Raw genomic sequence first — 21520 nt, forward strand, 5'->3', positions numbered from 1 at the left:
AACCGTATTGGGGTGACTCTCAGGCTTAGGCATTTACCTATGCTGTAATTGTCTCCATTTGCTGAGAACTTTTCTGCAACATCGGGGTAATTATATCAGCAGGGACAGGACGACTGAAGTAGAAACCCTGACCTTCGTCACATCCACGCATTTGCAGGTAGTCAAGCTGTTCTTGGGTTTCTATACCCTCTGCCGTGATGTTCAACCGCAAGCTCTTTGCTAGGGCAATAATCGCATCGGTGACGGCGGCGCTATCAGGATTAGACGTGACATCTTGCACAAATGACCGATCAATTTTGAGCATGTTCACAGGAAAGCGCTTCAAGTAGTTTAGGGACGAATAACCGGTGCCAAAGTCGTCTAGGGCCAACCATATACCAAGTTCTCGTAATTGTTTTAAGGTTTTAACTGATCGCTCAATGTCACCCATCAAGAAGCTTTCTGTTACTTCCAGTTCCAGATCAGATGCTTGGAGTCCAGTCTCCTCAAGAATTTGGTTGACGATCTCAACCAGATACGGTTGTTCAAACTGTCGAGATGACAAATTCACAGATATCCGAATTGGAGTAAATCCAGCAAGCTGCCAAGCACGGTTTTGGGCGCAAGCAGTTCGCAAAACCCACTCGCCAATTGGTACGATCGCACCATTGGCTTCTGCAATCGGAATAAACTTTGCTGGAGAAACCAAACCTAATGTAGGATGCTGCCAGCGAACCAACGCTTCCATAGCTGTAACTTGTCTGCTGTGTAAATCAATCAGGGGTTGATAATAAACCAGCATTTCGTTGCGCTCAAGCGCCCCATGTAATTCTTTTTCTAAGGTCAGTCGCTCCTGCAACTGAGCATTAATTTCTGGCGAATAGAATTGGTATTGGCTACGCCCTTGCTGCTTTGCTTGGTAAAGTGCTATATGAGCTTGTTGCAAGAGTTGATCTACGCTATTGCTATCATTTAGATCATTAAGGGTGATGCCGATGCTGGCGGTGATATGAATCAAGTCACCTTCAATAGAAAAGGGTTTGCTCAGGGTACTCAACAGCACTTGAGATAGCTTAATCACACTTTCAAAAGAAACAATCTCTATGCGGACAAGGGCAAATTCATCTCCACTCAAATGGGCAAGAATATCTGTTTGTGTTATGCAGGTTGATAACCTCTGGGCAACTGCTCTTAACAACAAATTTGTTATCTTATGCTCTAAACCGTGACTCATCCCAGTGAAATCATCAATACTTAGCAAAAAGACAGCTACAAGGCGCTGGTTGTTTTCAGGTTTGGATAGAATTTGATTGACGCGATCGCGGAATAAATCACGATTAGGCAATCCAGTCAGGTCGTCATAATTAGTGATGTAGTGAATTAACCCATCTAATTTGTGAAGAGTTTGTGAGGTATCCGCCATTAATGTACCTGCTTCATCGGCAAATTCTGTCGGCAATTCAGGTAGGGTTTTGGTGTTCAGATAATTTTGCAATGCAGCAGATGTCAAAATGACCGGTTTGAGGAGATGGTTTAGTGCATAGAGGGTGGCGGCCGTACCTGCTAACGTCGCCAACAGAGCAATAATCATAACTCGCGCCGCCATCTCCCAAGAATAGGAGTTGGAGATGACGAAACTCAAGAGTAAAGTCAAAAGTGGTACATGAGTACCCAAAAAAGCCACCAACATGATTTTAGCGGTGTAACTTTTCTTGAGCCATCCGAAATGAGCTAGGAATGAATAAAGGTAGAGCTTGTGATTGAACTTCATAAATTCTGTTCGATAGTTGGCAAATTAGTTCCGAGTTATCCTGGGAAAAAGTATTTTCGGTTCAAAATCTAGTGGAATTAGCTCTCATGGAACCCAACCCTAATCAGGTTATATATTATGTTTCCCAATATAGGTTTCTACTTGATATGCATAACGATAAAGTTTCCGTGAAACCTAATTTAAAAATCAAAAACAAGATCGTATTGATTATTACACTGACAGTAGTATTTGTTTTTATTAATTTGATATATAGTAATTATCAGTCTACTGAGGTACAGTCACAGCATTAGTTAACGCAATTTAAGATAGAGCTAGTTGATAAAAACAGAGGTTTGAATATGTATGAATATCCAACCTTTATAGTAACTATTAAAAGATTTATGCAGGGTGAATTACTAAATTAATGCTCACGCATCTGCTATCAAAAATACGAAAAATTTATTCTGAGTGGAACTAACTCTCTAGAGCTTTTAGTCGATATTGCTTTAGAGATTTGGCTAAAAAGGCTTTAAGCAAAACTACACTGATGCCAGTGATAACTTTTCCAAATCATTGATATTATTACAATTTATTACAAATTTTGTCATATATTAATATTTGCAGCCCTCCTTGCAGATATCTATATTTGTTTAGCGGCGAATTCTATTCACCAGAATAATTAAACCCATGAGTCAAATAGTCTGGATCGCAAGACACGCTAACCGCCTAGATTTCGTAAACCCCGATTGGTTTCTCACTGCCGAACGACGCTACGATCCACCCTTGTCTGATGATGGTATGGTGCAGGCACAACAGTTAGCTAAACGATTGAAAAAAGAAAATATTGCCCATATTTTCGCCTCCCCTTTCCTGCGAACCGTACAGACGGCAAACGCAGTTGCAGAGGTGCTCAACTTGCCGATCAAATTGGAGACAGGCTTGAGTGAATGGCTAAATCCAGTTTGGATGACAGAAGAACCCGAAAGACTCTCAACTCCAGCATTAGCAAAATTATTCCCCAAAATTGACACCAGCTATACTTCGCGCATCGCGGCCAAATATCCTGAAACTCACGAAAAAGTGCGAGAACGTTCTGGGCAAACTGCTAGATGTTTAGCTGCTGAGTTCTTTCCAGAGGATATCCTGCTAGTAGCACATGGTGCATCTGTGTTGGGGGGGGCAATGGGGCTAGTGGGGGAAATTGCCAAAACAGAAGTCAAAGCTTCTTTATGTTCTTTAGTAAAAGTCGTGCGTGAAGATCCAGAATGGTTGTTAGAACTAAAGGGAGATACTTCCCATTTAACCCACATAGAAGAAGTGATTCGATTTGCCTAAATCTCTGATCAGGATTTTCAATCATGAATTTCGCTACGTTGGGTATATCCTACAAATAAAGTAATTAATTCACGAATAATTTGTATGACTTTATTACTAGCAGGAGACATCGGCGGTACGAAAACTATTCTGCGATTGGTTGAAACATCAGATTCACCAGGAATACATACTATTTTTCAGGAAAGTTACCACAGTGCCGATTTTCCTGATTTAGTACCGATAGTGCAGCAGTTTTTGGTCAAAGCTAATACACCAACACCACAAAAAGCTTGTTTTGCGATCGCAGGGCCCGTTGTCAAAAATACTGCCAAGCTAACCAATTTGGTCTGGTTCCTGGATACCGAACGTCTACAACAAGAATTGGGTATCCCACAAATTTCTTTGATTAACGACTTCGCCGCGATTGGCTATGGCATTTTAGGTTTACAAAAACAAGACTTGCTGATGTTGCAAGTTGGCAAATCTCAACCCGAAGCCCCCATTGGAATTATTGGTGCTGGTACTGGCTTAGGACAAGGATTTTTAGTTAAACAGGGAAACTACTATCAAGTCTTTCCCTCAGAAGGTGGACACGCTGACTTTGCCCCTCGGAACGAGATAGAGTTTCAACTGTTGAAATACCTGCTAGGTAAACATGATATCCAGCGCGTTTCTGTGGAACGTGTGGTTTCTGGCATGGGAATTGTGGCAATTTACCAATTTTTGCGCGATCGCAAATTTGCCAGCGAATCACCAGATATTGCCCAAATCGTCAGAACTTGGGAACAAGAAGCCGGACAGGAAGAGAAAAGTGTTGATCCCGGTGCTGCCATTGGTACAGCCGCACTACAAAAACGCGATCGCCTCTGTGAACAAACTTTGCAATTATTCATAGACGCTTATGGTGCAGAGGCCGGGAATCTCGCCCTGAAACTCCTACCTTATGGTGGCTTATACATCGCTGGTGGGATTGCGCCCAAAATCCTACCCTTAATCCAAAACAGCGATTTCTTATTGAATTTCACCCAAAAAGGCAGGATGCGCTCCCTCCTCGAAGAAATACCCGTGTATATTATCCTCAACCCGCAAGTGGGGCTAATAGGTGCTGCTTTATGTGCTGCTAGGTTATAACAGCTAGCATCATCAGTGAGATTAGCATCTCAAAAAGTAAAACTTATGACAATTAAAAGTCTGTTGCCATTAATTGCCGCCACCTTTGTCTGTGGCGGATCTGCTCTTGTGGAAGCGCGTCAACCCAAACCTCCGGCGGCTGTTGTCAAACCAACCGTTTCCCAACCCGTGCAGCCACAATGGAAGTTATACACCCCTCCAGATGGGCGCTTTTCTATTTTGATGCCGGGAAGCCCCAGCAGAAATACCCAATACCAAAAAACTTATATGGGGGAAATTAACTTAGAAATATTTGTCGCTCAACCACCAAAACAGCAAGTAGCTTATGTAGTTACTTACAATGATTTTCCTTATAGTTACGGTGAAATGGCTGATCCGCAGGCTGTACTTAATAATGCACGAGATATGGCTTTAAAGACTACGAAAAGTAATTTAATTAGTCAACGAAATATTCGTAGTTCCAATAATCATCCTGGCAAAGAAATTGAGTACATCAATTCTGGGGGGAAAATCACTAAGAGTAGAATGTATGTTGCTGAAGGAAGATTGTATCAAGTAATGGCAATAACCACAAAAAAACAGCAGAAGACATTAGCTAAAACCATTACTGGGTATTTAAATTCTTTCCATGTAGTTTTGAAAAAGTGAAATAACTAAAACCTCTACCATATTAGTCTTGGAATCAATTGCGTGGCTCATAATTAGGTAGTCGTCTATAAAGTTTAAACTGATGGGTAAACAAGTTTGTAGTAAGGACTTTAGTCCTTATTTTTTAAGCACTAAAATGCTTACTACAAACCCACAAAACTAGCTTAAAAAAGTAGTGTATAATCTATCACAGGTTATATAATGTAGGCAAACCATATAAAAAAATTGAATTGTGGCTAACAAGATTTTTCCATTGACTCCAAATTTTTAACTACTAAATTCTGCTGTATTTTAATTATTTAATTTTTTTAGCTTATATTATACAACTTATACGCTTATCAAGCGCTTACTCAAACATGATTTCTAACACTAGGATGTCATGCTAACAACTATTCATTACTAAATTAAATAAAACCAAGTGAAAGAAATGGCTCATACTACTGATACTGACGTTACTTCTGGTTCTTTTAGTACGCTAGTTGATGCAATCAAGGCTGCCAATCTGATAGATACTCTCAAAGGTGTTGACTCGTTTATCTCCTCTGCATCCACAGATCAAGCTTTTGCAAAGCTTCCAACAGGTACTGTAGAGACATTGCTTAACAATATTAATAAACTCCAGGAACTCCTGACATATCACATCGTTTCCGGCAAGGTGATGCCCATAAAGTCGATTGAAGGCTCAAGTTTTAAAATTAACCCTTTCAATAGTTTCAATCCAGATTATGAATCACAGCCTCACAACCCGATGCTGTTGATGATAACGGTGTCATCCACATCATTGTTGATTCCTCAGTCAACAAACGTATAAATAATAACGTGTGTAGTCTAAAAACTATTTATAGTCACTACCTCACGACTGTCTAGATATGTTTTCAGGAACTCAAGCAAGTTAAATGTTATACCACTCTCTAAACCTCTCTCCTAAGAGGAGAGAGGTTCATTTTATATTTTTTGAGGTTGTTTCACTTAGTAAATACTTTTAAACGGCGACATCATTTATCTTCAAATTTGCCTGAGCAATAAAAACAACATCAGCTAAATTAATTTGGCAATTTATGTTTTAAAAACGAAGCATTGTTTGAATTCAGCATTGGCAAACCTTGTAATGTATAAGATAAATGTATAACGTTTGAGTTTGTCGCAAAAATTTAAAAACTTGAGAGTAACTCTGGGATTTTGTATAACTTTAAGCAGTTAAAATGCTAGTATCATATAAAAACCTATAGTATTGCAGATATTAATAAAAGTTAAAGTTCATGATTTGAGGAGCAGGGTTTTTGTCCTATGGTCAAGCGATCGCTCCAAGCATCACTCACTGGGATTCAACAGGCTAAAAGAGCATTTGCTCTCAAGGGATGGACACAAGACAATCTAGCAGTAGAAGTCAACCTCAAGACGAGACAACCAATTTGGCGGTTTTTCAGTGGTCGTCCGGTTGAGCGTCATACCTTTATTGAAATTTGTTTGGTGCTGGAACTGAATTGGCGGGAGATTGCTAATAATCCTCCGGCAGAATTCTTGGAACTAGAAGAATACAGCAAGCCCTCTGTCCTGGATATTGATGCATTAGTGCAACAAGTGCGATCGCAACGCTTCGACAAAATTCAAGACCAGTGTGGTATTTTGCAGTTATTGGATATTAGCCGTCCCGTTGCGATCAATGACATATATATTGATGTGAATATTTTGGAGGAAATTGTTAGTCAACAGTGGTTAGAAATTGCTGACATCCAAAACCTCAATCGAGAAGAATTTGACCACTTTGGCTTAGGTGAAGTATCCCTGAAACAAATACCCGGTATGCGGGCAGTAGAAACCTACCCCAAGCTTAGGGTGCTAGGAAAACCAGGAGTTGGTAAAACCACCTTTTTGCAACATCTGGCCATTCAATGTAACAAAGGTGCATTTGCAGCCAGTCAGGTTCCTATTTTCATTGCACTGAGAAATTTTGCGGAAGAATCTAAAGTTAGCAACGAATTCAGCCTATTAAATTACATCCGTCAAGAGTTTCTTATATCTGGAATTTCAGATCCGTCAATAATCGAAACCTTGCTTAGTGCAGGTAGAGTGTTATTGTTGCTTGATGGCATGGATGAAGTTCTTAATTAACAAAGCAATGCTGTCTTAAGCGAAATTCGCAGATTTTCAGATAAGTATCACAAAAATCAGTTGGTGGCGACCTGTCGAACAGCAGCTCAAAAGCTCAGATTCCGAGGCTTTACTGATGTTGAGATTGCCCCATTTACCTCACAACAAATCATCGCTTTCGCTCAAAAATGGTTTGTAGCCTTTACCAAGACAAATATTCAAGATGGTCAGGCACAATCAGTTCAGTTTATTCAGAAGTTAGACTTAGATGAAAACTGGCAATTTCGCCAACTCGTCGTTACGCCCCTGTTTCTGCATCTTGCCTGCTGGGTGTTTCACGGTCAAGACAAATTTCCGACTAAGCGGACTGACTTTTATAAGCAAGGTTTAGACCTTCTATTGGGCAAATGGGATGAAGCCAGAGGCATTGAACGGGATGAGGTTTATCGAGGGTTTTTGTTACCACAAAAGCTCAAGTTATTGAGTCAGATTGCAGCGGCGACATTTGAGCAGAGTCAGTACTTTTTTGAGCAACGCATCGTTGAGCAATACATTGGTGAGTATATTCAGAATCTGACTAACGTGCCAATGGATGCAGAGGAACTGCAAATAGAAAGCGAAGCGGCGCTGAAAGCAATCGAGGCTCAACATGGGCTACTGGCAGAACGGGCGCGGGGAATTTTTTCCTTCTCCTATCTGGCATTTCAAGAATACTTCACGGCAAGGAAAATCGTTGCCAGCCATAACCTACAGGCATTGGAGCAAGCGTTAGGAGGGCTAGTGGGTCACATCACTGACCCGCACTGGCGCGAAATCTTTTTGTTAACAGCTACCATGCTCAGGAGTGCAGACGGGCTGGTACAGTTGATGAAGCAACAGATTGATGCACTGGTTGCCCAAGACCCTTATTTACAAGAGTTTTTGACCTGGGCCAGCCAAAAATCTCGTACTATTCCAAGCCAATCAAAAGATGCGACAGTTCGAGCATTTTACCTAGCATTGAGTCGGACTCCTAACATAGCTTCTCACTTTGCCTTAGCCAGCAGCCTCGACCAGGGAATGTTTCTGGATGCGGCATTAAATAACCTGCTGCTAGAGTGTGCAATTGAAGGGAGCCAAGACTTTGCCCACATCCACGCCTGCGGAGATGCTCTCTCGAACATTCTGGGTATTGTTCTGGATGTTGGACTTTATAAATCTCTGCAACAACTCTCTGACCAATTACCAAATTCTCGTCAAAGTCAAGAACGGTTTGGGCTATGGTGGCAAACGAACTATTCAGCCTGGGCTAAACAGTTAAACATGACGGTAATTAATTACCGCAACATTAACCACCAGTGGCAGTTTAGCCTTGAGCAACAGCAAGTGCTGCAACGCTACTATGATGCTAATCAGTTACTACTCGATTGCCTGCATAGCAATTGTGAAGTGACGGCTGCTATTAGGCAGGAAATTGAAGCCACTTTATTGTTGCCTCAGAAGGAACTTGAGGACAGGGAATGGCAATAATTCTTTTGGTTAATTATGCAAATAGGTTGGCTACCAAATTAGTTTTTATTACGTTTTGTATCGTAGTTAATCAACTAATTTAGTAAATCAAACAACACCTTGCCATATTACAGAAAGTTTTTCATTTGATTTCTAGCAAAAATCCATCTTTCGGTACTTTTCTTTGTAACTACTCTTCTCCTGAGCCAGAAGCTGCGCATAGCTTACTTAGAGTGGTACGGAAACGTTTCCAATGAATGTACCTTTTGAGCGAACAAACAAGAGACGCGTTAGCGATCGCGTCTCGTAGAGAAGCCCAGTGCAATTTCGCATCTCTACTTACGGATTTTTCAGATCACTTTGCACTTAAAGTCCTAATGGCAGGTCTTGTTATGAATTTAATCAATGGCTTTTGCTTGACAGTTGGGATACTCAAAGGTGTAGAAGTACTCATTGTAGACAACGATCGCGACAGTAGAGATTTGTACGCATTTTTACTCAAAGACTTGAGCGCACATGTAATTACTGCTGGTTCCGTAAAAGAAGCTTTAGAAATTTTGAGTTGGTTCACGCCCAATATTCTTGTCTGTGAAATTAGGTTTTTAGGTGAAAGTATTTATACATTGCTAAATACATTGAGTGCTATGGAAGCAGACAATGGAAATCATATCCCAATCATTGTGACTTCAACATCTACCACAGGTACTCATGACCAAATTCCAGATGTAGAGTTTGAGGAATATTTACTCAAACCATTCGACCTTGACAAATTTGTTTCCATAATTAGGAATCAAGTACAGGAAGATGTAGCAAAAAATTCTTGCCCCGATGTATTAGTTTTACACTAGTAGAGTGTGCCGGAAGTTTGCTTACCTCCTGTGATTACTAAGCACTTCTCAAAGCCACAATTGGATCGAGTTTAGCAGCGCGACGTGCGGGAACAACACCAAAGAATAAACCAATACCACCAGAAACACCAACTGCCATAGTAATCGCTACAGGAGAAAGACTTGCTTCTAAGGGAGTAAAAGCTCCCACTAATAGAATGCCACTGATACCAACCGCAGTGCCAACTAAACCGCCAGCGGCTGAAACAATTACTGCCTCAATGATGAACTGTAGCAAAATATCTTGCTCAGTTGCGCCGATCGCTTTTCTCAATCCGATTTCTTGGGTGCGTTCGGTGACGGAGACAAGCATAATATTCATGATGCCTATGCCGCCGACAAACAACGATATCCCGGCGATCGCTGCTAGCATGATTGTCAATGCACCTGTAATTTGACCAACAGTTTGCAAAGCATCCTTTTGAGAGCGGATGGTAAAGTCATCTTCACCATTAATTTTGTGCCGTAGACGCAACAAATTCGCAATTTGAAATTCTGCTGCATCCACACTCTCTGAATCACGAGCGGCAGCAACAAGATAATCTAAAGCGATACCATAGGGAGAATTCTTTCCCACAAGTCGGTTTGCTGAAGTCGTGATTGGTATTAAAGCAGCATCATCATAATCTGCTCCCACGCTGGAACCTTTAGCTATTAAAGTCCCAATCACTTGAAAGCTGGTATTTCCAACTCGCAATTGCTGACCTATAGCGTTACTATTACCGAATAGTTTTTCTGCTAAGTCTCCACCTAAAACAACGACTTGGTTACTTCGCTTGATGTCTACTTCAGAGAAAAACCTGCCTTTAGCAGTTTCAAAATCCCGCACCGACAGGAAACTGGGAGTTGTGCCAATGATGTTAACATCAGTGTTTCTATTGCGGTATGTAACTACCTGTCTTCTATTTAACTCTGGCGCAACTCCTACTACTGTTGGTACCTGAGATGCGATCGCTTCGGCATCTTGTAACACCAAAGTTTTTGGTACTTCAAAGGAGATACGCTGAGTTTCTTGATTACCTGGCAGTATAAACAGCACATTTGGCCCTAATGACTCCAGCTGTTTATTCACGAACTTTTGCCCACCTTCGCCAATACCAATCATGGCAATTACTGAGGCATTACCAATAACTATACCCAGCATGGTAAGGGCGCTACGCAGTTTATTTGACAGCAGGGTTTTCCCCGCCATTTGAATGCTTTCTAAAAAATTCATATCTTAAATAATTACGAATTACGAATTACGAATTACAAATTATTCTGTTCTTTCGCCTTATCGATTTTGTAGTCTTTAGGTGGATTAACAAAAACGCGATCGCCTTCTTTAACTCCCCCTACAATCTGAGTTTGATCTTGGATTTGCGCTCCAATTGTAACTTCGCGGAATTGAGGTTTATTGTTTGCATCTGGTACAAGTACACCAGTTTGACCCTTTTCGGTGACGATTGACACCGTTGGTAACACCAAGGCATCATTGACGCGATCGCCTAAAAAAGTTAGATCCACATTTAAACCAGAACGCAGTTTATCTGTACCAGTATTCAGAGCAACCCGCACCTGGAAGGATGTCACACCTTGTTCCACTACTGCTTCTGGAGCAATTAGGCGCACATTACCTTTAAAAACTTGATCGGGATAAGCATCAGCGATAATTTCCACCTGCTGTCCCGGTTTAATTCTGCCAAGATCGGCTTCGGGAACTTGAGCTAATACTTCTAAACCGCGTGCTACGGCGACAATTGAACTAGAAGTTGCCGACGCACTAGTAGAAGCAGAGGTTGTAGGTGTTACAAAAGCGCCCACGTTAGCATACTTTTGCGTCACAATTCCCGAAAGAGGAGCACGAATAATAGTCTCATCTAACTGCACTTGCACACCCTTCAATTGAGCCTCAGCTGCAGCAACAGCTGCTTGACGCTGGACAATTTCTTCAGAACGAGTGCCATCTTCCAACAGTACCAATGCTGCCCGTGCTTCATTCACAGCCGCTTGGCGTTGGGCAATTTCCTCAGTTCGAGTGCCGCTTTGGACTAACGACAATCGTTTTTTAGCTTCTTCTAAACTGGCTCTAGCGCTTTTGTCTTCGCTGATGGCTTGATCGAGTAATTGTTTTTTTTCTGCTCCCTCTTTGTACAGGTATTGGTAACGCTTTACCTGTTCACCGGTATAATTCACCTTTGCTTGAGCCGCATCCACTTGGGATTGAGCTTGAGCAATCTCTTGGGGACGATTACCAGCCTTAGCTTGGGCTAGCTGGGCTTGAGCTTGTGCTAACCGTGCCTTAGCTTGAGCAATTTCTTGAGGACGACTACCAGCAAGGGCTTGGGCTAGTTGTGCTTGACTTTGGGCTAAGTTAGCACGGTACTGGCTCCTTTGGGCCTCAATGCTTGCGCTATCCATCCGGGCGAGAATTTGCCCTTGTTGAATGCGATCGCCTTGTTCCACATATAATTGCGACAGCACTCCAGGGTTCTTCGGGCTAATATTTACGCTCTGAACTGGCACGACTTTGCCACTAGCTGTAATCCGCAAGGTGACGTTTTTCGCTGCTACTGGCACAGTTAATTGAGCAATGTCTTCTTTTGTCCCTTGATTTACCAGAGTGTAGGTTGTGGCTGTACCAACAACTAAGACACCCCCTGCTATCAGCCCCATCAGCCAGCGTAATGGATACTTAACTTTGCCAATAACAGGAATTTCTATGTGCGTAGCCATATCTAGAAGCCTATAAATCTTGCTTTATGGAAGTAGCCTGTAGTTAGATGATGCCCATCGAATTGCCCATAGCAAAGGCACCCCAAATAGCAAAAACTACGCTTTTACTCCCCTCCCCACAAGCGGGGAGTGGTTGGGGTTGCTCTTAACTATGGTTAATTGAGCGGACATAAATATTAAAGGGCGGGTGGAGGAATGGGGAGTTGTTAAAATTTTTGGATTAAATCTTTAATTAATAAACTAACAACTAGACGCATAATTAGCTTCATCGTTGCTTAATCTTCCTTCATAATAGGTATTACACATCTGTATGCCTTCACCTGAATGGGTGACTTTAGCCACATTGTTAGGTAAAACTTTAGGTTACAAGTGAGGCTGCGCTTTATTTCCCCCAGGCTGAAATCTGGTGCTACCCATAGCTTGCTTGCTTCTAATTGGCAAATTTTTAGCGTAGGCGTAGCCCGCCGCAGGCATCGCCACGTTGCACGAAAAAAGCCACAATACTTAGGATACTAGGCTTGCAGTATTGAAGCTTTATGCTTGACATAGACGCAAAGTCCAAAAGCAGAGACTCCGGGCTTGTATCGAAAAAATAAATAAAGTCGAATCAATAAGCAAAATACTTAAATCTAAATGCTTTCTCAAAATGCTTGATGTATCCTATCTTTCTTGACGTATCCAAGCAGCATTAGGAGAGCGATCGCTCCCATTAGGCAGATAAAAACTAGTATATTCTGAGTGACGATAGTTACTATAGTGACAACTGGTAAGCTACTCTCTTCCCAGTCCAAGATTACCTATCTCTTTATGGCAAACACTATTACAATTACTGATTCCCTGGTTCCTAATCCTTTACCGAAACCAGCAATCATTCGACTAGAAAATATCTTCAAGATTTATGGTACTGGCGAAACAGAAGTACGAGCGCTGAATGATGTCAATTTAATTGTGGAACAGGGCGAATATTGTGCAATCATGGGGCCCTCAGGTTCTGGTAAATCCACAGCCATGAATATTATCGGTTGTCTAGACCGTCCCACAGGTGGACATTATTACTTAGATAACCTTGATGTTGCCCAAATGGACGATCGCTCATTGGCACACATCCGGAATAGAAAGCTGGGGTTTGTGTTCCAACAATTCCATTTATTGCCCCAACTAACAGCCCTAGAAAATGTGATGTTGCCGATGGTGTATGCTAGCGTGAACCCAAAAGAAAGAAGCGATCGCGCAACAGTTGCATTAACACGAGTAGGTTTAGCAAATCGCCTCAACAACAAACCAACTCAACTATCTGGTGGACAACAACAACGAGTAGCGATCGCTCGTGCGATCGTTAATCGTCCCGTGGTACTCTTAGCCGATGAACCCACAGGTGCACTTGATTCGCGCACAACCCAAGAAGTCTTAGATATTTTTGGCGAACTCAATGCTAGTGGAATTACAGTTGTCATGGTAACCCATGAACCAGAAGTTGCTCGTCAAACGCAGCGCATCGTTTGGTTCCGCGATGGTCAAGTAGTACACTCCAATCTCACACCATCTGACTTGAGTCAGTTGGCTGTCTCGTAAGTTATAAAAGTCCGCCTACCTTGCGAGTTATGCCAAGCAGTATGCGGACTTTGTTTGTGTAACCGCGACTTCTAGTCGCCAGGGCTGATTACAAACTTGACGTTTTTCCAGTTTCTGCTTGCGTTGCGATCGGCTTAACATCGGTGTAACCTACTTCACCAGCTATTGTCCGAAACACCGAAATTTGCTCATCAAAATCTAGTCCTTCAATCTGAGAAACCAAATCATTAATTGCCTTAGTTGGCTCGTAGCTAGCTGGTAAGTCAACCACCGTATCTCCCATAGCTACCGCCCAAGCATACCAAACTAACAGCTGGTTGTTTTCTTTTATTGCCCCATAAGCACGGGAATATTCTGTATCTTTGCGGTTAACTATATCCCGCATGATATCTAGTTGCTGCTCATCTGATAACTCAAAATAGTCTTTTAGCAGAAGTGGTGCCAACTCTGGTTCGGCAGCAGCGGGAGCAGCTGGGGTGATAGAATCACCCATTTTTTTATAAACTAAATAGAACCACGCTAATTTTGCATCAGTATCTAAATTGTTAAACGCATCTACCAATTTTTGAGTTTCATTGCTCTGGGCTTGAGAAATAGTTTTATCGTAACTTGCAGTCATAATTTTATTTCCAAAGAAATTTTACAGGCCAAACTAAGGGTTACCAAAGTTTGAGCATCAGCTTCTACTATCGAGAGAAAGAGTTATATTAATTGCAAATCGCAGCTTTAATCTACCTTTTAATAGAGGTAAAGTCTCTCCCAAGGGAGCATAAAAAGAATTAATTACTTTGCTATGCTCTTTCAAGTAAGCAATAAAAAATTTAACCTAAGGATTTAATTATGCCTGATGAAGTAAAGCCCAATGTTAATGAAGCTCCTACCCATGATGCTCAATTAGCTGCCGAAAGCATAGCTAGTGGTGAAGAAAAAGCACCAAACGTCGATTTTGATGCTGATTATGCAACTGCACAACAATTCAGCGTTAGTGAAGTTGATCGCACAGGTGAAGGCGCAGCAGCAGCCGAAGCAGCTACTGCACCTAAATATAAAACCTCTAAACCACAAGAGACAAAAACTGAAGCGCAGTCAACTGGTAATCCTGATGACTATTTAGAGTTAGCCAAAGAAGTTGGGAATTCTAAGACTGAGAGTGTAACTAATGTCAGCGATGATCTAGTACAAAAGGCTTTGGAAAAAGGTGAACGGAAAAATTAACTTTTCCTGATATCTTGCTATTTTGTATGGTGGGCAATGTCACAAATAATTGAAGTTTTTGATCTTGATAGACATTGCCTACTTGGATGTTTTGGCCATTTGTCATAGTTAAGATTTTCACTATCGACTTTTGAATATTTATTAATTAACAACCATTCATCACTTTTAGTAGTTCGCTAGGTCGCTGAATTAAATAATCTGGATTTTGCTTTGCTAGTACTTCTGGTGAGTTAAAGCCCCAAGTTACTGCAATCACTTGGATATTTGCTTTCTTTGATGCTTCTATATCTCTAGTTTCATCTCCAACATAAATAACTTCTTGAGGTTGGAGTTGATTTTGCCTTAATACATTATTAATTATGGTTGTTTTACCAAAAATCGTAATTCCTGAGTAGATAAAATCAAATAGGTGATTTAAATCATTCATTGTCAGGAATTGCATCACATTTTCTTTAGAATTAGAAGTGATAATTCCCAGTTTATATCCTTCATTTTGGAGTTCAATTAATGCTTCTTTAATTCCCGGAATTGGCTTTAATTCTGGGATTTTATTTTTTAATTCCCCTTTAACTTTTTTAACTAAAAAAGGTATTTTAAATAGAGAAACTCCTGAGTACTTAATAATTTCCCTAGATGTTAAGTTTTTAAGGAGGGCCAATTGCTCTGGGCTTATTTGTCTATAACCAAAGTCTACAGCTAGACGATTGGCAATACTTACAAGGGCATCTACTGTATCAGCAATAGTGCCATCAAAATCAAAAATAATTACTTTCGGGGTCATTATTTAGCCTGGATGCGTCAAGATTAGCTAGGGCGTTGCGTCGTAACATTTCTGGCTTAATCCGCCGCAAGGCAGATGCTGGAAATCGTTTATTCCACTCCTGATCTGAGATTTGGGCTAATTCTAGCAGTTGGGGAGCAATATTCCCAGGATAAGGCTGAAACTCTTCAATATCAGTTGTTTGGGCAAAACGTTGATTCCAAGGACAAACATCTTGACAAATATCACAACCAGCAACCCAGCCTTGCAAATTGGATGCTACTGTCTCTGGCAATTTCTCTTCCCGATTTTCAATGGTGTGATAAGCAATGCAACGATTAGCATCCACAACAAAAGGCTGAGTAATTGCACCTGTAGGACAAGCCTGAAGACAACGAGTGCAGCTACCGCAGTGTTCTGTGTGCGGGCGATCGCTCTCTAATTCCAAATTGGTTAACACTTCTCCCAAAAATACCCAAGAGCCATATTCGCGTGTAATTACATTACCATTCTTGGCAATCCAGCCAATTCCGGCAAGTTGAGCCAAGACTTTATCTTGCACCGGGCCAGTGTCTGCATAATAACGAGCTAATACACCTTCATCAAGTGATTTTAACCATGTGGCTAGCTGCTTGAGCTTTTTATGCATCACCTTGTGATAATCCCTTCCCCAACCATAACGAGAAATTTTAGCGTATTCCTCACCTTCGGGACGTTGATGTGGTGTGTAGTAATTTAGCGCCACACACACAAGCGATCGCGCTTCTGGCATCACTAAGTGAATATCCTGACGTTTTGGGTTAGCCATCCATTCCATATCGGCGTGATAACCCAGTTCAATCCATGCTTGTAACCTCTGCGTTTCTGTGGCATCTACCTTATCTACAGCAGCAATTCCAACTTTGTGAAAGCCCAACTCGCTGGCTTTTTCTTTTACTACACTGCTGCTTGTTACGGAATATTGATTCATTTTTTTATCTGGATTTTGCCTCAATAAAGGCATTTTTATTGTACATTACGTAGTCAATACTTTATTAATGTTTGTTGCCTATCTTACATATAAACTTTATTTATATTCTGGCAACTAATTCTTGAAAAGATTCTAAGTAATTAGTAGGAGCATTGCCCATTAGTGTCAACTTAAGCTAAAACTCCTTTCAAATCTCGTTTCTAGCCTCTGGCTAAAATGTACCTCATTTCTGCCGCAAGTAAAGAGTTAATCAAAACTTCCATCGTGAGGAAGATTTGTACAGATATAGCAATCTATCTCAACAGCGGCTTTCTTTTTACCTATTTTTGTATTGAAATTAATATTCAGCTAGGATAATACAGGTAATTTTATGAACTCTGCTGAATTTATATCCCCAGCGCAGTTGAAAGAAGAATTCCAGATTGAGGGAATTACAGAAACAAGTATACTGCGTTATTTTGAAACCTTAAATGCAGGAGAATTCGAGGCAACGGCTGCTTTATTTGCTGTCGATGGTGTGATGCGTCCACCATTTGAATCTGATATTGTGGGGACAGACGCGATCGCAGCCTACTTAAAACAAGAAGGACAAAACATTAAAGCTTATCCTAACACCGGAATAACCGAGACTTTAGAAAACGCTACGATCCAAGTCCAGGTAACAGGCAAAGCACAAACTTCGTGGTGTAGTGTGAATGTCTTGTGGCTATTTATCCTCAACCAACAACGGCAAATTTTTTACACTAGAATCAAACTTTTAGCTTCTCCCCAAGAGTTACTTTCTTTACGTCGTGAAAACTAGTAAATAAGTATCAAGGCTTAGGTAATGTTTGATCATACCTAACACAAAATATAGACATCGAAAATTCGTATAAATCATATGATTTGAAAAATAGTAACCTTTGTCTATTGGACTAATTCAGGTAACGTAGCTTCTAACTTGAGACAGTTGGCACCATTAATCTGCAACTGGTAGTCTACTTTATCCATGAGACGATTCATAATTAGCCAACCATAACCACCTTCTTGTTTTTCCATAGGGTTTGGAGCGTAGTAGGTAGACATATCAAAGCCTTCGCCGTAGTCCCAAACCTCTAGGGCAAGATCCCGGTCTTTCACTTCCAAACGCAGTAAAATCGGTAAATTTGGTTTGTCCTTGTGGGCATGACGGACTGCATTTGAGTAGGCTTCTACTAAAGCCAGTCTCAAACGGCTTGATTGCCGTGACCAGTCCACAGATTCTCCTAGCTGGATTTTCAAACATCCCAGCAACCAGTTTTCGACAATATTCAGAAAATTCAAGTCACTTGGTACATGAAGCTCACTTTTCATTACTTACAAAATCTCCAGTGAAAGTATAGTTTGATCATCTTCTTGAACGTGGTTATCTGCCTGGATGCGAGCTAGTAAATGGTTAAGAGAAAGCGGTTGTTGCTCTTGTTGCAAGAGTTGCCAAAGACCATCTTGATTCAGCATAGAGCGGTTAACTGGGTCAACGCCAGACTCGGTTTTTACTGCTGAATCACAATTATTGGATACCATTGCTTCTGTAATTCCGTCACTAGCCAGTAACAATGTGTCTCCAGCAGCAAGAACCAAACGACCTGACTGTGCCTGCCACTTAGGCAAGATTCCCAAAGGAACGCTGCGAACTTTGAGGTAATTGGGATTGTCGGCTAAAGCACCTTGGCGTGACCATAACAGTGGATAGATATGACCGGCATTAGTGTAGACGAGTTCCTTTGTGGTAGGGGTATAGCAGGCTAAGACAAGGGTGATGAAATAATTGTTGCTAATCAAGTCTTCACTGAGAGCGTGGTTAAGGTTCTGCATGATCACATTTGGCTCGGCTGGTGCTTCTTGAGATAATTCTCGGCGCAAAACTGAAATAATACTAGCCATAAATAAAGCAGCTGGGACACCCTTGCCAGAGACATCACCCACTGCCAACCACAAGTCGCCTTTGGGATGGACAAACACTTCAAAAAAATCGCCTCCTACTTCCCGCGCAGGATAGCAACAGGCTTGCACCTTCACACCTTTGATGTCAGGTAGACTTTGGCGTAGCAAGTTGTATTGAATTTGGCGAGCCACCTCCAACTCGGTGTGAATCTGCTGTTGCTTTTCTTGGAGGCGCTGGTAGAGTTTTGCTTGAGAGAGGGCTAAGGCTGCTTGTTCGGCAACACCTGCAATTAGTTGAATGTCTTCGTCTTGCCAGGGGCGATCGCGTCCCCATTGGTGGAGGGCCAGCACAGCCAAAAGATGTTGCTGATAGCTAAGTGGCACAACCAGGTGATGACAGGGGTTACCGTCATATATTTCTTGAGCAAGTTGATAATGACGGGTTTCGAGGACTTTTTCAATTAAAATACTGGGGTCGAAGAAGCAATCTAATACACGGGATTGAGGATCGCGGTATGAGAACTCGTCTGGGGTGAGGCGATCGCCCTCTACTGGTCTGAGCAAGCAACTGGTAGCTTCAAATGTTTGTCCAAGAGTTGCTACAATCTTTTGCAGCATACTGTCGTAGTCTAAAGATTCCCGAATTGCTGTTGTTACCGCATTAAACAAAGATTCTCGCCGTAGGGCCCGACGCAACTCTTGCGTGCGCTTCTTAACTAGGCGATATGTATCAGTGGCTTGCTCAACTAACGCTCTAAGCCGTTCAGGGTTCCAGGGTTTGGTAATGTACTTGAATACCTGACCGGAGTTAATAGCATCCACCAAATCTTCGACATCAGTAAAACCAGTTAACAAAATCCGAATCGTGTCTGGAAAGCGCTCTACGGTGCGACTAAAAAATTCGGTGCCATTCATTTCTGGCATTCTTTGGTCAGAAATAATCACCGCCATTTCCCCAAATTGATCCAAGATTTCCAGAGCGCCAAAGGCATGATTGGCTTTATATACCTGAAAATCTCGCCTAAAAGTACGGTAGAGTAAATCTAAGTTATCTGGCTCATCATCTACCACCATGAGCTTGAGTTTGTCCACCCCGATCTCAGCCATATTTGACTTTACTTTTTACATATTTAAATGGCGAGATAATATAGTATTTATCCCACCTGACAATCAACAAAAAATTAATAAGTAATCATTTTCAACAGTTATCAGTTATCAGTGTTTCAAACCTTGATAACTGTTCACTGTTCACTGAATTTCACCTTATCCCACTAACCCAGAACGCAAGGCGCGGACTGCTGCTTGGGTACGGTCATCGGCACATAGCTTATTCAAAATATTGCGAACGTGAGTTTTAACAGTCCCAACAGTGATGTAAAGCCTTTCCGCAATTACTGCATTACTACAACCTTCGACAATCAACTGTAACACTTCTAACTCCCTTTCTGTCAGGGTGTAAGGTTGAATTCCTTCCAGATTCTCGACATAATCAGGGTTAGAGGCAATAGTCTTAGTATCTACAAAAGCTGATTCCAACTTTTGGGGATTTTGTTGTGCTTGTTGTAATACAATCCGAGCGATCGCCGGATCGATCCAGGCGTTGCCATTGTAAGTGACTCGCACTGCTTCCAGCAAATTATCGAATTTGATATCCTTCATACAGTAAGAGTCTGCACCAGCGGCAAAAGCTGCCAACACAGCTTCTTTGTTATCCCGCAGCGTCAAAATTAACACCTTTGTTAATAGCTGCTGCCCATTAGCAGTAGATTTTACCTCCCGTGTCAGTTCAATGCCATCTTTATCTGGTAAACCGATATCTACAATAGCAATATCTGGTTGTACCATTTTTAACATTTTTAACCCCTCAGTAGCATTGGCAGCTTCACCTACAACTTCAATTTCATCCTTTTGCAGTAGTGCTGTCCGAATACCCACACGAGTTAGGTCATGATCTTCAATCAGAGCGATACGAATTTTACTCATAGCCAACTTCAGCCCGTTACACTACCTTAACCAGAAAGTCGAGTTTCGTGACATACTCCCACACTAACTGCAAGCAGTATAGTGGGTGCTTCTGTTCCCGGAACCAGAGTTGCGAGTTGAGCGTTTTATACTGAGTGAATATTACAACTTTAACAATAGAATTTGGACTGGTTTAGCCCAAGTACAAGGGCAGTGGGAATCCCTCCTGCCTAAGTTCTAATATAAAAAAATTTGATAAACTTAACATTCAAGGAAATCTGGTGTGAGAGGCTAATCCAGAATAGGCTATGTCTAAAGGCAATCAAGCATTTTCAGTGTTGGGAATACCAGTTCATGTGATGGCTAACTATCCAGGCTGGTTGTTAGAATGCCTCCACGCAGGCAGAGGAACTCATGTAGTAACGCTCAATGCAGAAATGACTATGCAGGCAGAGCGGAATCAAACCTTAGCTCAGGTCATTAAAAATGCTGAACTAGTGATTCCAGATGGAGCCGGAGTGGTTTTGTATTTGCGGTGGCTGTTATGGCAAAAAGTGCAGCGTTTTCCGGGAATTGAACTAGCAGAAAAACTTTTGCAAGAACTTGGGCAACAGAAGACAGGGGCAAAGGTATTTTTCTATGGAGGAGCGCCTGGAGTCGCTTCAACTGCGGCAGATTTTTGGCGGCAGCAAATTCCAGATTTGAGTATAGTAGGCACTCACTCAGGCTACCATTCTCCAGAAGAAGAAGCACAATTGCGACAAACTCTGGCTCAATTGCAGCCACAAGTGATTTTTGTCGGTTTGGGCGTGCCACGTCAAGAGTTATGGATTGCCGAAAATCGCCATTTGTGTCCTCAAGCAATTTGGATTGGCGTTGGTGGTAGTTTTGATATTTGGTCGGGAACTAAAACTCGTGCTCCAGCCTGGTTAGGAAATAATAATTTGGAATGGTTGTATCGGCTTTATCAAGAACCTTGGCGTTGGCGGCGGATGTTGGCTTTACCAGCGTTTGCTGTGAAAGCGTTTGTTTATCGTTTGACAGCAAGGGGTGCAATTAGTTAAAAGTGCTGCTAGCGTTAGCGGGGCATTGAGCCAGTGTTATTACTGAGTTAGTATTAAAGTCTTCAAAAAATT

At 41.7% G+C, this 21520-nt stretch carries 19 protein-coding genes and 1 pseudogene; 11 read left to right on the forward strand and 9 right to left on the reverse strand.

The genetic code is table 11. The features are described from left to right. Positions 1-37: 37 nt before the first annotated feature. Positions 38-1750, reverse strand: a complete 1713-nt coding sequence (locus F8R90_RS30490; RefSeq protein WP_196513823.1) for a putative bifunctional diguanylate cyclase/phosphodiesterase — start codon at positions 1748-1750, stop codon at positions 38-40. A gap of 666 nt (positions 1751-2416) precedes the next feature. On the opposite strand from F8R90_RS30490, the gene F8R90_RS30495 reads away from it, so the two are divergent. From F8R90_RS30495 to F8R90_RS30520, 7 genes and pseudogenes are all read left to right on the forward strand, one after another. Next, on the forward strand, positions 2417-3064 hold the full coding sequence (locus F8R90_RS30495) for a histidine phosphatase family protein (RefSeq protein WP_196513824.1): 648 nt from the start codon (positions 2417-2419) through the stop codon (positions 3062-3064). 84 nt (positions 3065-3148) lie between these two features. Beyond that, on the forward strand, positions 3149-4174 hold the full coding sequence (locus F8R90_RS30500; RefSeq protein WP_196513825.1) for a glucokinase: 1026 nt from the start codon (positions 3149-3151) through the stop codon (positions 4172-4174). A 45-nt stretch (positions 4175-4219) separates the two neighbouring features. Continuing rightward, positions 4220-4822 carry a hypothetical protein gene (locus F8R90_RS30505; RefSeq protein ID WP_196513826.1) on the forward strand — a complete coding sequence of 201 codons (603 nt, stop codon included), beginning with the start codon at positions 4220-4222 and terminating at the stop codon, positions 4820-4822. A gap of 427 nt (positions 4823-5249) precedes the next feature. Next, a pseudogene (locus F8R90_RS30510) lies at positions 5250-5689 on the forward strand (fasciclin domain-containing protein). A 420-nt stretch (positions 5690-6109) separates the two neighbouring features. Beyond that, entirely contained in the window at positions 6110-6934 is an 825-nt protein-coding gene (locus tag F8R90_RS33240; protein WP_230967142.1) for an NACHT domain-containing protein, read from the forward strand. 63 nt (positions 6935-6997) lie between these two features. After that, complete coding sequence (locus tag F8R90_RS33245) at positions 6998-8422, forward strand: NACHT domain-containing protein (protein WP_230967143.1); 1425 nt, start codon at positions 6998-7000, stop codon at positions 8420-8422. Positions 8423-8793: 371 nt separating this feature from the next. Continuing rightward, positions 8794-9249: a response regulator gene (locus F8R90_RS30520; RefSeq protein WP_196513830.1), complete on the forward strand. Its 456-nt coding sequence runs from the start codon at positions 8794-8796 to the stop codon at positions 9247-9249. Positions 9250-9286: 37 nt separating this feature from the next. Here F8R90_RS30520 and F8R90_RS30525 read toward each other — a convergent pair whose 3' ends face one another. Next, positions 9287-10504, reverse strand: a complete 1218-nt coding sequence (locus F8R90_RS30525; protein WP_196513832.1) for an ABC transporter permease — start codon at positions 10502-10504, stop codon at positions 9287-9289. Positions 10505-10536: 32 nt separating this feature from the next. Beyond that, a complete protein-coding gene (locus F8R90_RS30530) occupies positions 10537-12003 on the reverse strand; it encodes an efflux RND transporter periplasmic adaptor subunit (RefSeq protein WP_196513833.1) in 1467 nt (488 codons plus the stop codon). A gap of 807 nt (positions 12004-12810) precedes the next feature. Between F8R90_RS30530 and F8R90_RS30535 the strand changes: the two genes are divergently transcribed. Beyond that, positions 12811-13575, forward strand: a complete 765-nt coding sequence (locus F8R90_RS30535; RefSeq protein WP_230967145.1) for an ABC transporter ATP-binding protein — start codon at positions 12811-12813, stop codon at positions 13573-13575. 88 nt (positions 13576-13663) lie between these two features. On the opposite strand, the gene F8R90_RS30540 is transcribed toward F8R90_RS30535, so the two are convergent. Next, entirely contained in the window at positions 13664-14194 is a 531-nt protein-coding gene (locus F8R90_RS30540; protein WP_190901885.1) for an orange carotenoid protein N-terminal domain-containing protein, read from the reverse strand. Between the two features lie 221 nt (positions 14195-14415). Here F8R90_RS30540 and F8R90_RS30545 point away from each other — a divergent pair, with 221 nt between their 5' ends. Then, positions 14416-14790 (forward strand): hypothetical protein, encoded by a 375-nt coding sequence (locus F8R90_RS30545; RefSeq protein ID WP_196513835.1) that lies wholly within the window; start codon positions 14416-14418, stop codon positions 14788-14790. Positions 14791-14935: 145 nt separating this feature from the next. Here the strand turns inward: F8R90_RS30545 and F8R90_RS30550 are convergent, their stop codons facing one another. Further along, complete coding sequence (locus F8R90_RS30550; RefSeq protein ID WP_196513836.1) at positions 14936-15571, reverse strand: HAD-IA family hydrolase; 636 nt, start codon at positions 15569-15571, stop codon at positions 14936-14938. Then, positions 15546-16520 (reverse strand): tRNA epoxyqueuosine(34) reductase QueG, encoded by a 975-nt coding sequence (gene queG / locus F8R90_RS30555; RefSeq protein ID WP_196513837.1) that lies wholly within the window; start codon positions 16518-16520, stop codon positions 15546-15548. The genes F8R90_RS30550 and queG overlap by 26 nt, the downstream gene beginning before the upstream one ends. Before the next feature lie 370 nt (positions 16521-16890). On the opposite strand from queG, the gene F8R90_RS30560 reads away from it, so the two are divergent. After that, the gene (locus F8R90_RS30560) at positions 16891-17322 is read left to right on the forward strand and encodes a ketosteroid isomerase family protein (protein ID WP_196513838.1); all 432 of its coding nucleotides are present in this window, start codon (positions 16891-16893) and stop codon (positions 17320-17322) included. 104 nt (positions 17323-17426) lie between these two features. Here F8R90_RS30560 and F8R90_RS30565 read toward each other — a convergent pair whose 3' ends face one another. The 3 genes from F8R90_RS30565 to F8R90_RS30575 all read right to left on the reverse strand — a co-directional run bounded on the left by F8R90_RS30565 (position 17427) and on the right by F8R90_RS30575 (position 20405). Next, a complete protein-coding gene (locus F8R90_RS30565) occupies positions 17427-17852 on the reverse strand; it encodes an ATP-binding protein (protein ID WP_196513839.1) in 426 nt (141 codons plus the stop codon). A gap of 3 nt (positions 17853-17855) precedes the next feature. Continuing rightward, positions 17856-19529 carry a SpoIIE family protein phosphatase gene (locus F8R90_RS30570; RefSeq protein ID WP_196513840.1) on the reverse strand — a complete coding sequence of 558 codons (1674 nt, stop codon included), beginning with the start codon at positions 19527-19529 and terminating at the stop codon, positions 17856-17858. Between the two features lie 156 nt (positions 19530-19685). Continuing rightward, complete coding sequence (locus F8R90_RS30575; protein WP_196513841.1) at positions 19686-20405, reverse strand: response regulator transcription factor; 720 nt, start codon at positions 20403-20405, stop codon at positions 19686-19688. Between the two features lie 287 nt (positions 20406-20692). On the opposite strand from F8R90_RS30575, the gene F8R90_RS30580 reads away from it, so the two are divergent. Continuing rightward, positions 20693-21448, forward strand: a complete 756-nt coding sequence (locus F8R90_RS30580; protein WP_196513842.1) for a WecB/TagA/CpsF family glycosyltransferase — start codon at positions 20693-20695, stop codon at positions 21446-21448. The last annotated feature ends 72 nt before the right edge of the window (positions 21449-21520 follow it).

The organism is Nostoc sp. NZL (genome assembly GCF_015714705.1).
Classification (GTDB): Bacteria; Cyanobacteriota; Cyanobacteriia; order Cyanobacteriales; family Nostocaceae; genus Nostoc; species Nostoc foliaceum_A.

Excerpts from the sequence above, each read along its gene's own strand:
- F8R90_RS30575 (WP_196513841.1), bottom strand. The coding sequence starts at position 20,405 with ATGAGTAAAATTCGTATCGCTCTGATTGAAGATCATGACCTAACTCGT.
- F8R90_RS30495 (WP_196513824.1), top strand. The coding sequence starts at position 2,417 with ATGAGTCAAATAGTCTGGATCGCAAGACACGCTAACCGCCTAGATTTC.
- F8R90_RS30545 (WP_196513835.1), top strand. The coding sequence starts at position 14,416 with ATGCCTGATGAAGTAAAGCCCAATGTTAATGAAGCTCCTACCCATGAT.
- F8R90_RS30560 (WP_196513838.1), top strand. The coding sequence starts at position 16,891 with ATGAACTCTGCTGAATTTATATCCCCAGCGCAGTTGAAAGAAGAATTC.
- F8R90_RS30570 (WP_196513840.1), bottom strand. The coding sequence starts at position 19,529 with ATGGCTGAGATCGGGGTGGACAAACTCAAGCTCATGGTGGTAGATGAT.
- F8R90_RS30540 (WP_190901885.1), bottom strand. The coding sequence starts at position 14,194 with ATGACTGCAAGTTACGATAAAACTATTTCTCAAGCCCAGAGCAATGAA.
- F8R90_RS30535 (WP_230967145.1), top strand. The coding sequence starts at position 12,811 with ATGGCAAACACTATTACAATTACTGATTCCCTGGTTCCTAATCCTTTA.
- F8R90_RS30530 (WP_196513833.1), bottom strand. The coding sequence starts at position 12,003 with ATGGCTACGCACATAGAAATTCCTGTTATTGGCAAAGTTAAGTATCCA.
- F8R90_RS30565 (WP_196513839.1), bottom strand. The coding sequence starts at position 17,852 with ATGAAAAGTGAGCTTCATGTACCAAGTGACTTGAATTTTCTGAATATT.
- F8R90_RS30580 (WP_196513842.1), top strand. The coding sequence starts at position 20,693 with ATGTCTAAAGGCAATCAAGCATTTTCAGTGTTGGGAATACCAGTTCAT.
- F8R90_RS30520 (WP_196513830.1), top strand. The coding sequence starts at position 8,794 with ATGAATTTAATCAATGGCTTTTGCTTGACAGTTGGGATACTCAAAGGT.
- F8R90_RS30490 (WP_196513823.1), bottom strand. The coding sequence starts at position 1,750 with ATGAAGTTCAATCACAAGCTCTACCTTTATTCATTCCTAGCTCATTTC.
- F8R90_RS30550 (WP_196513836.1), bottom strand. The coding sequence starts at position 15,571 with ATGACCCCGAAAGTAATTATTTTTGATTTTGATGGCACTATTGCTGAT.
- F8R90_RS30500 (WP_196513825.1), top strand. The coding sequence starts at position 3,149 with ATGACTTTATTACTAGCAGGAGACATCGGCGGTACGAAAACTATTCTG.
- queG (WP_196513837.1), bottom strand. The coding sequence starts at position 16,520 with ATGAATCAATATTCCGTAACAAGCAGCAGTGTAGTAAAAGAAAAAGCC.
- F8R90_RS30525 (WP_196513832.1), bottom strand. The coding sequence starts at position 10,504 with ATGAATTTTTTAGAAAGCATTCAAATGGCGGGGAAAACCCTGCTGTCA.
- F8R90_RS33240 (WP_230967142.1), top strand. The coding sequence starts at position 6,110 with ATGGTCAAGCGATCGCTCCAAGCATCACTCACTGGGATTCAACAGGCT.
- F8R90_RS30505 (WP_196513826.1), top strand. The coding sequence starts at position 4,220 with ATGACAATTAAAAGTCTGTTGCCATTAATTGCCGCCACCTTTGTCTGT.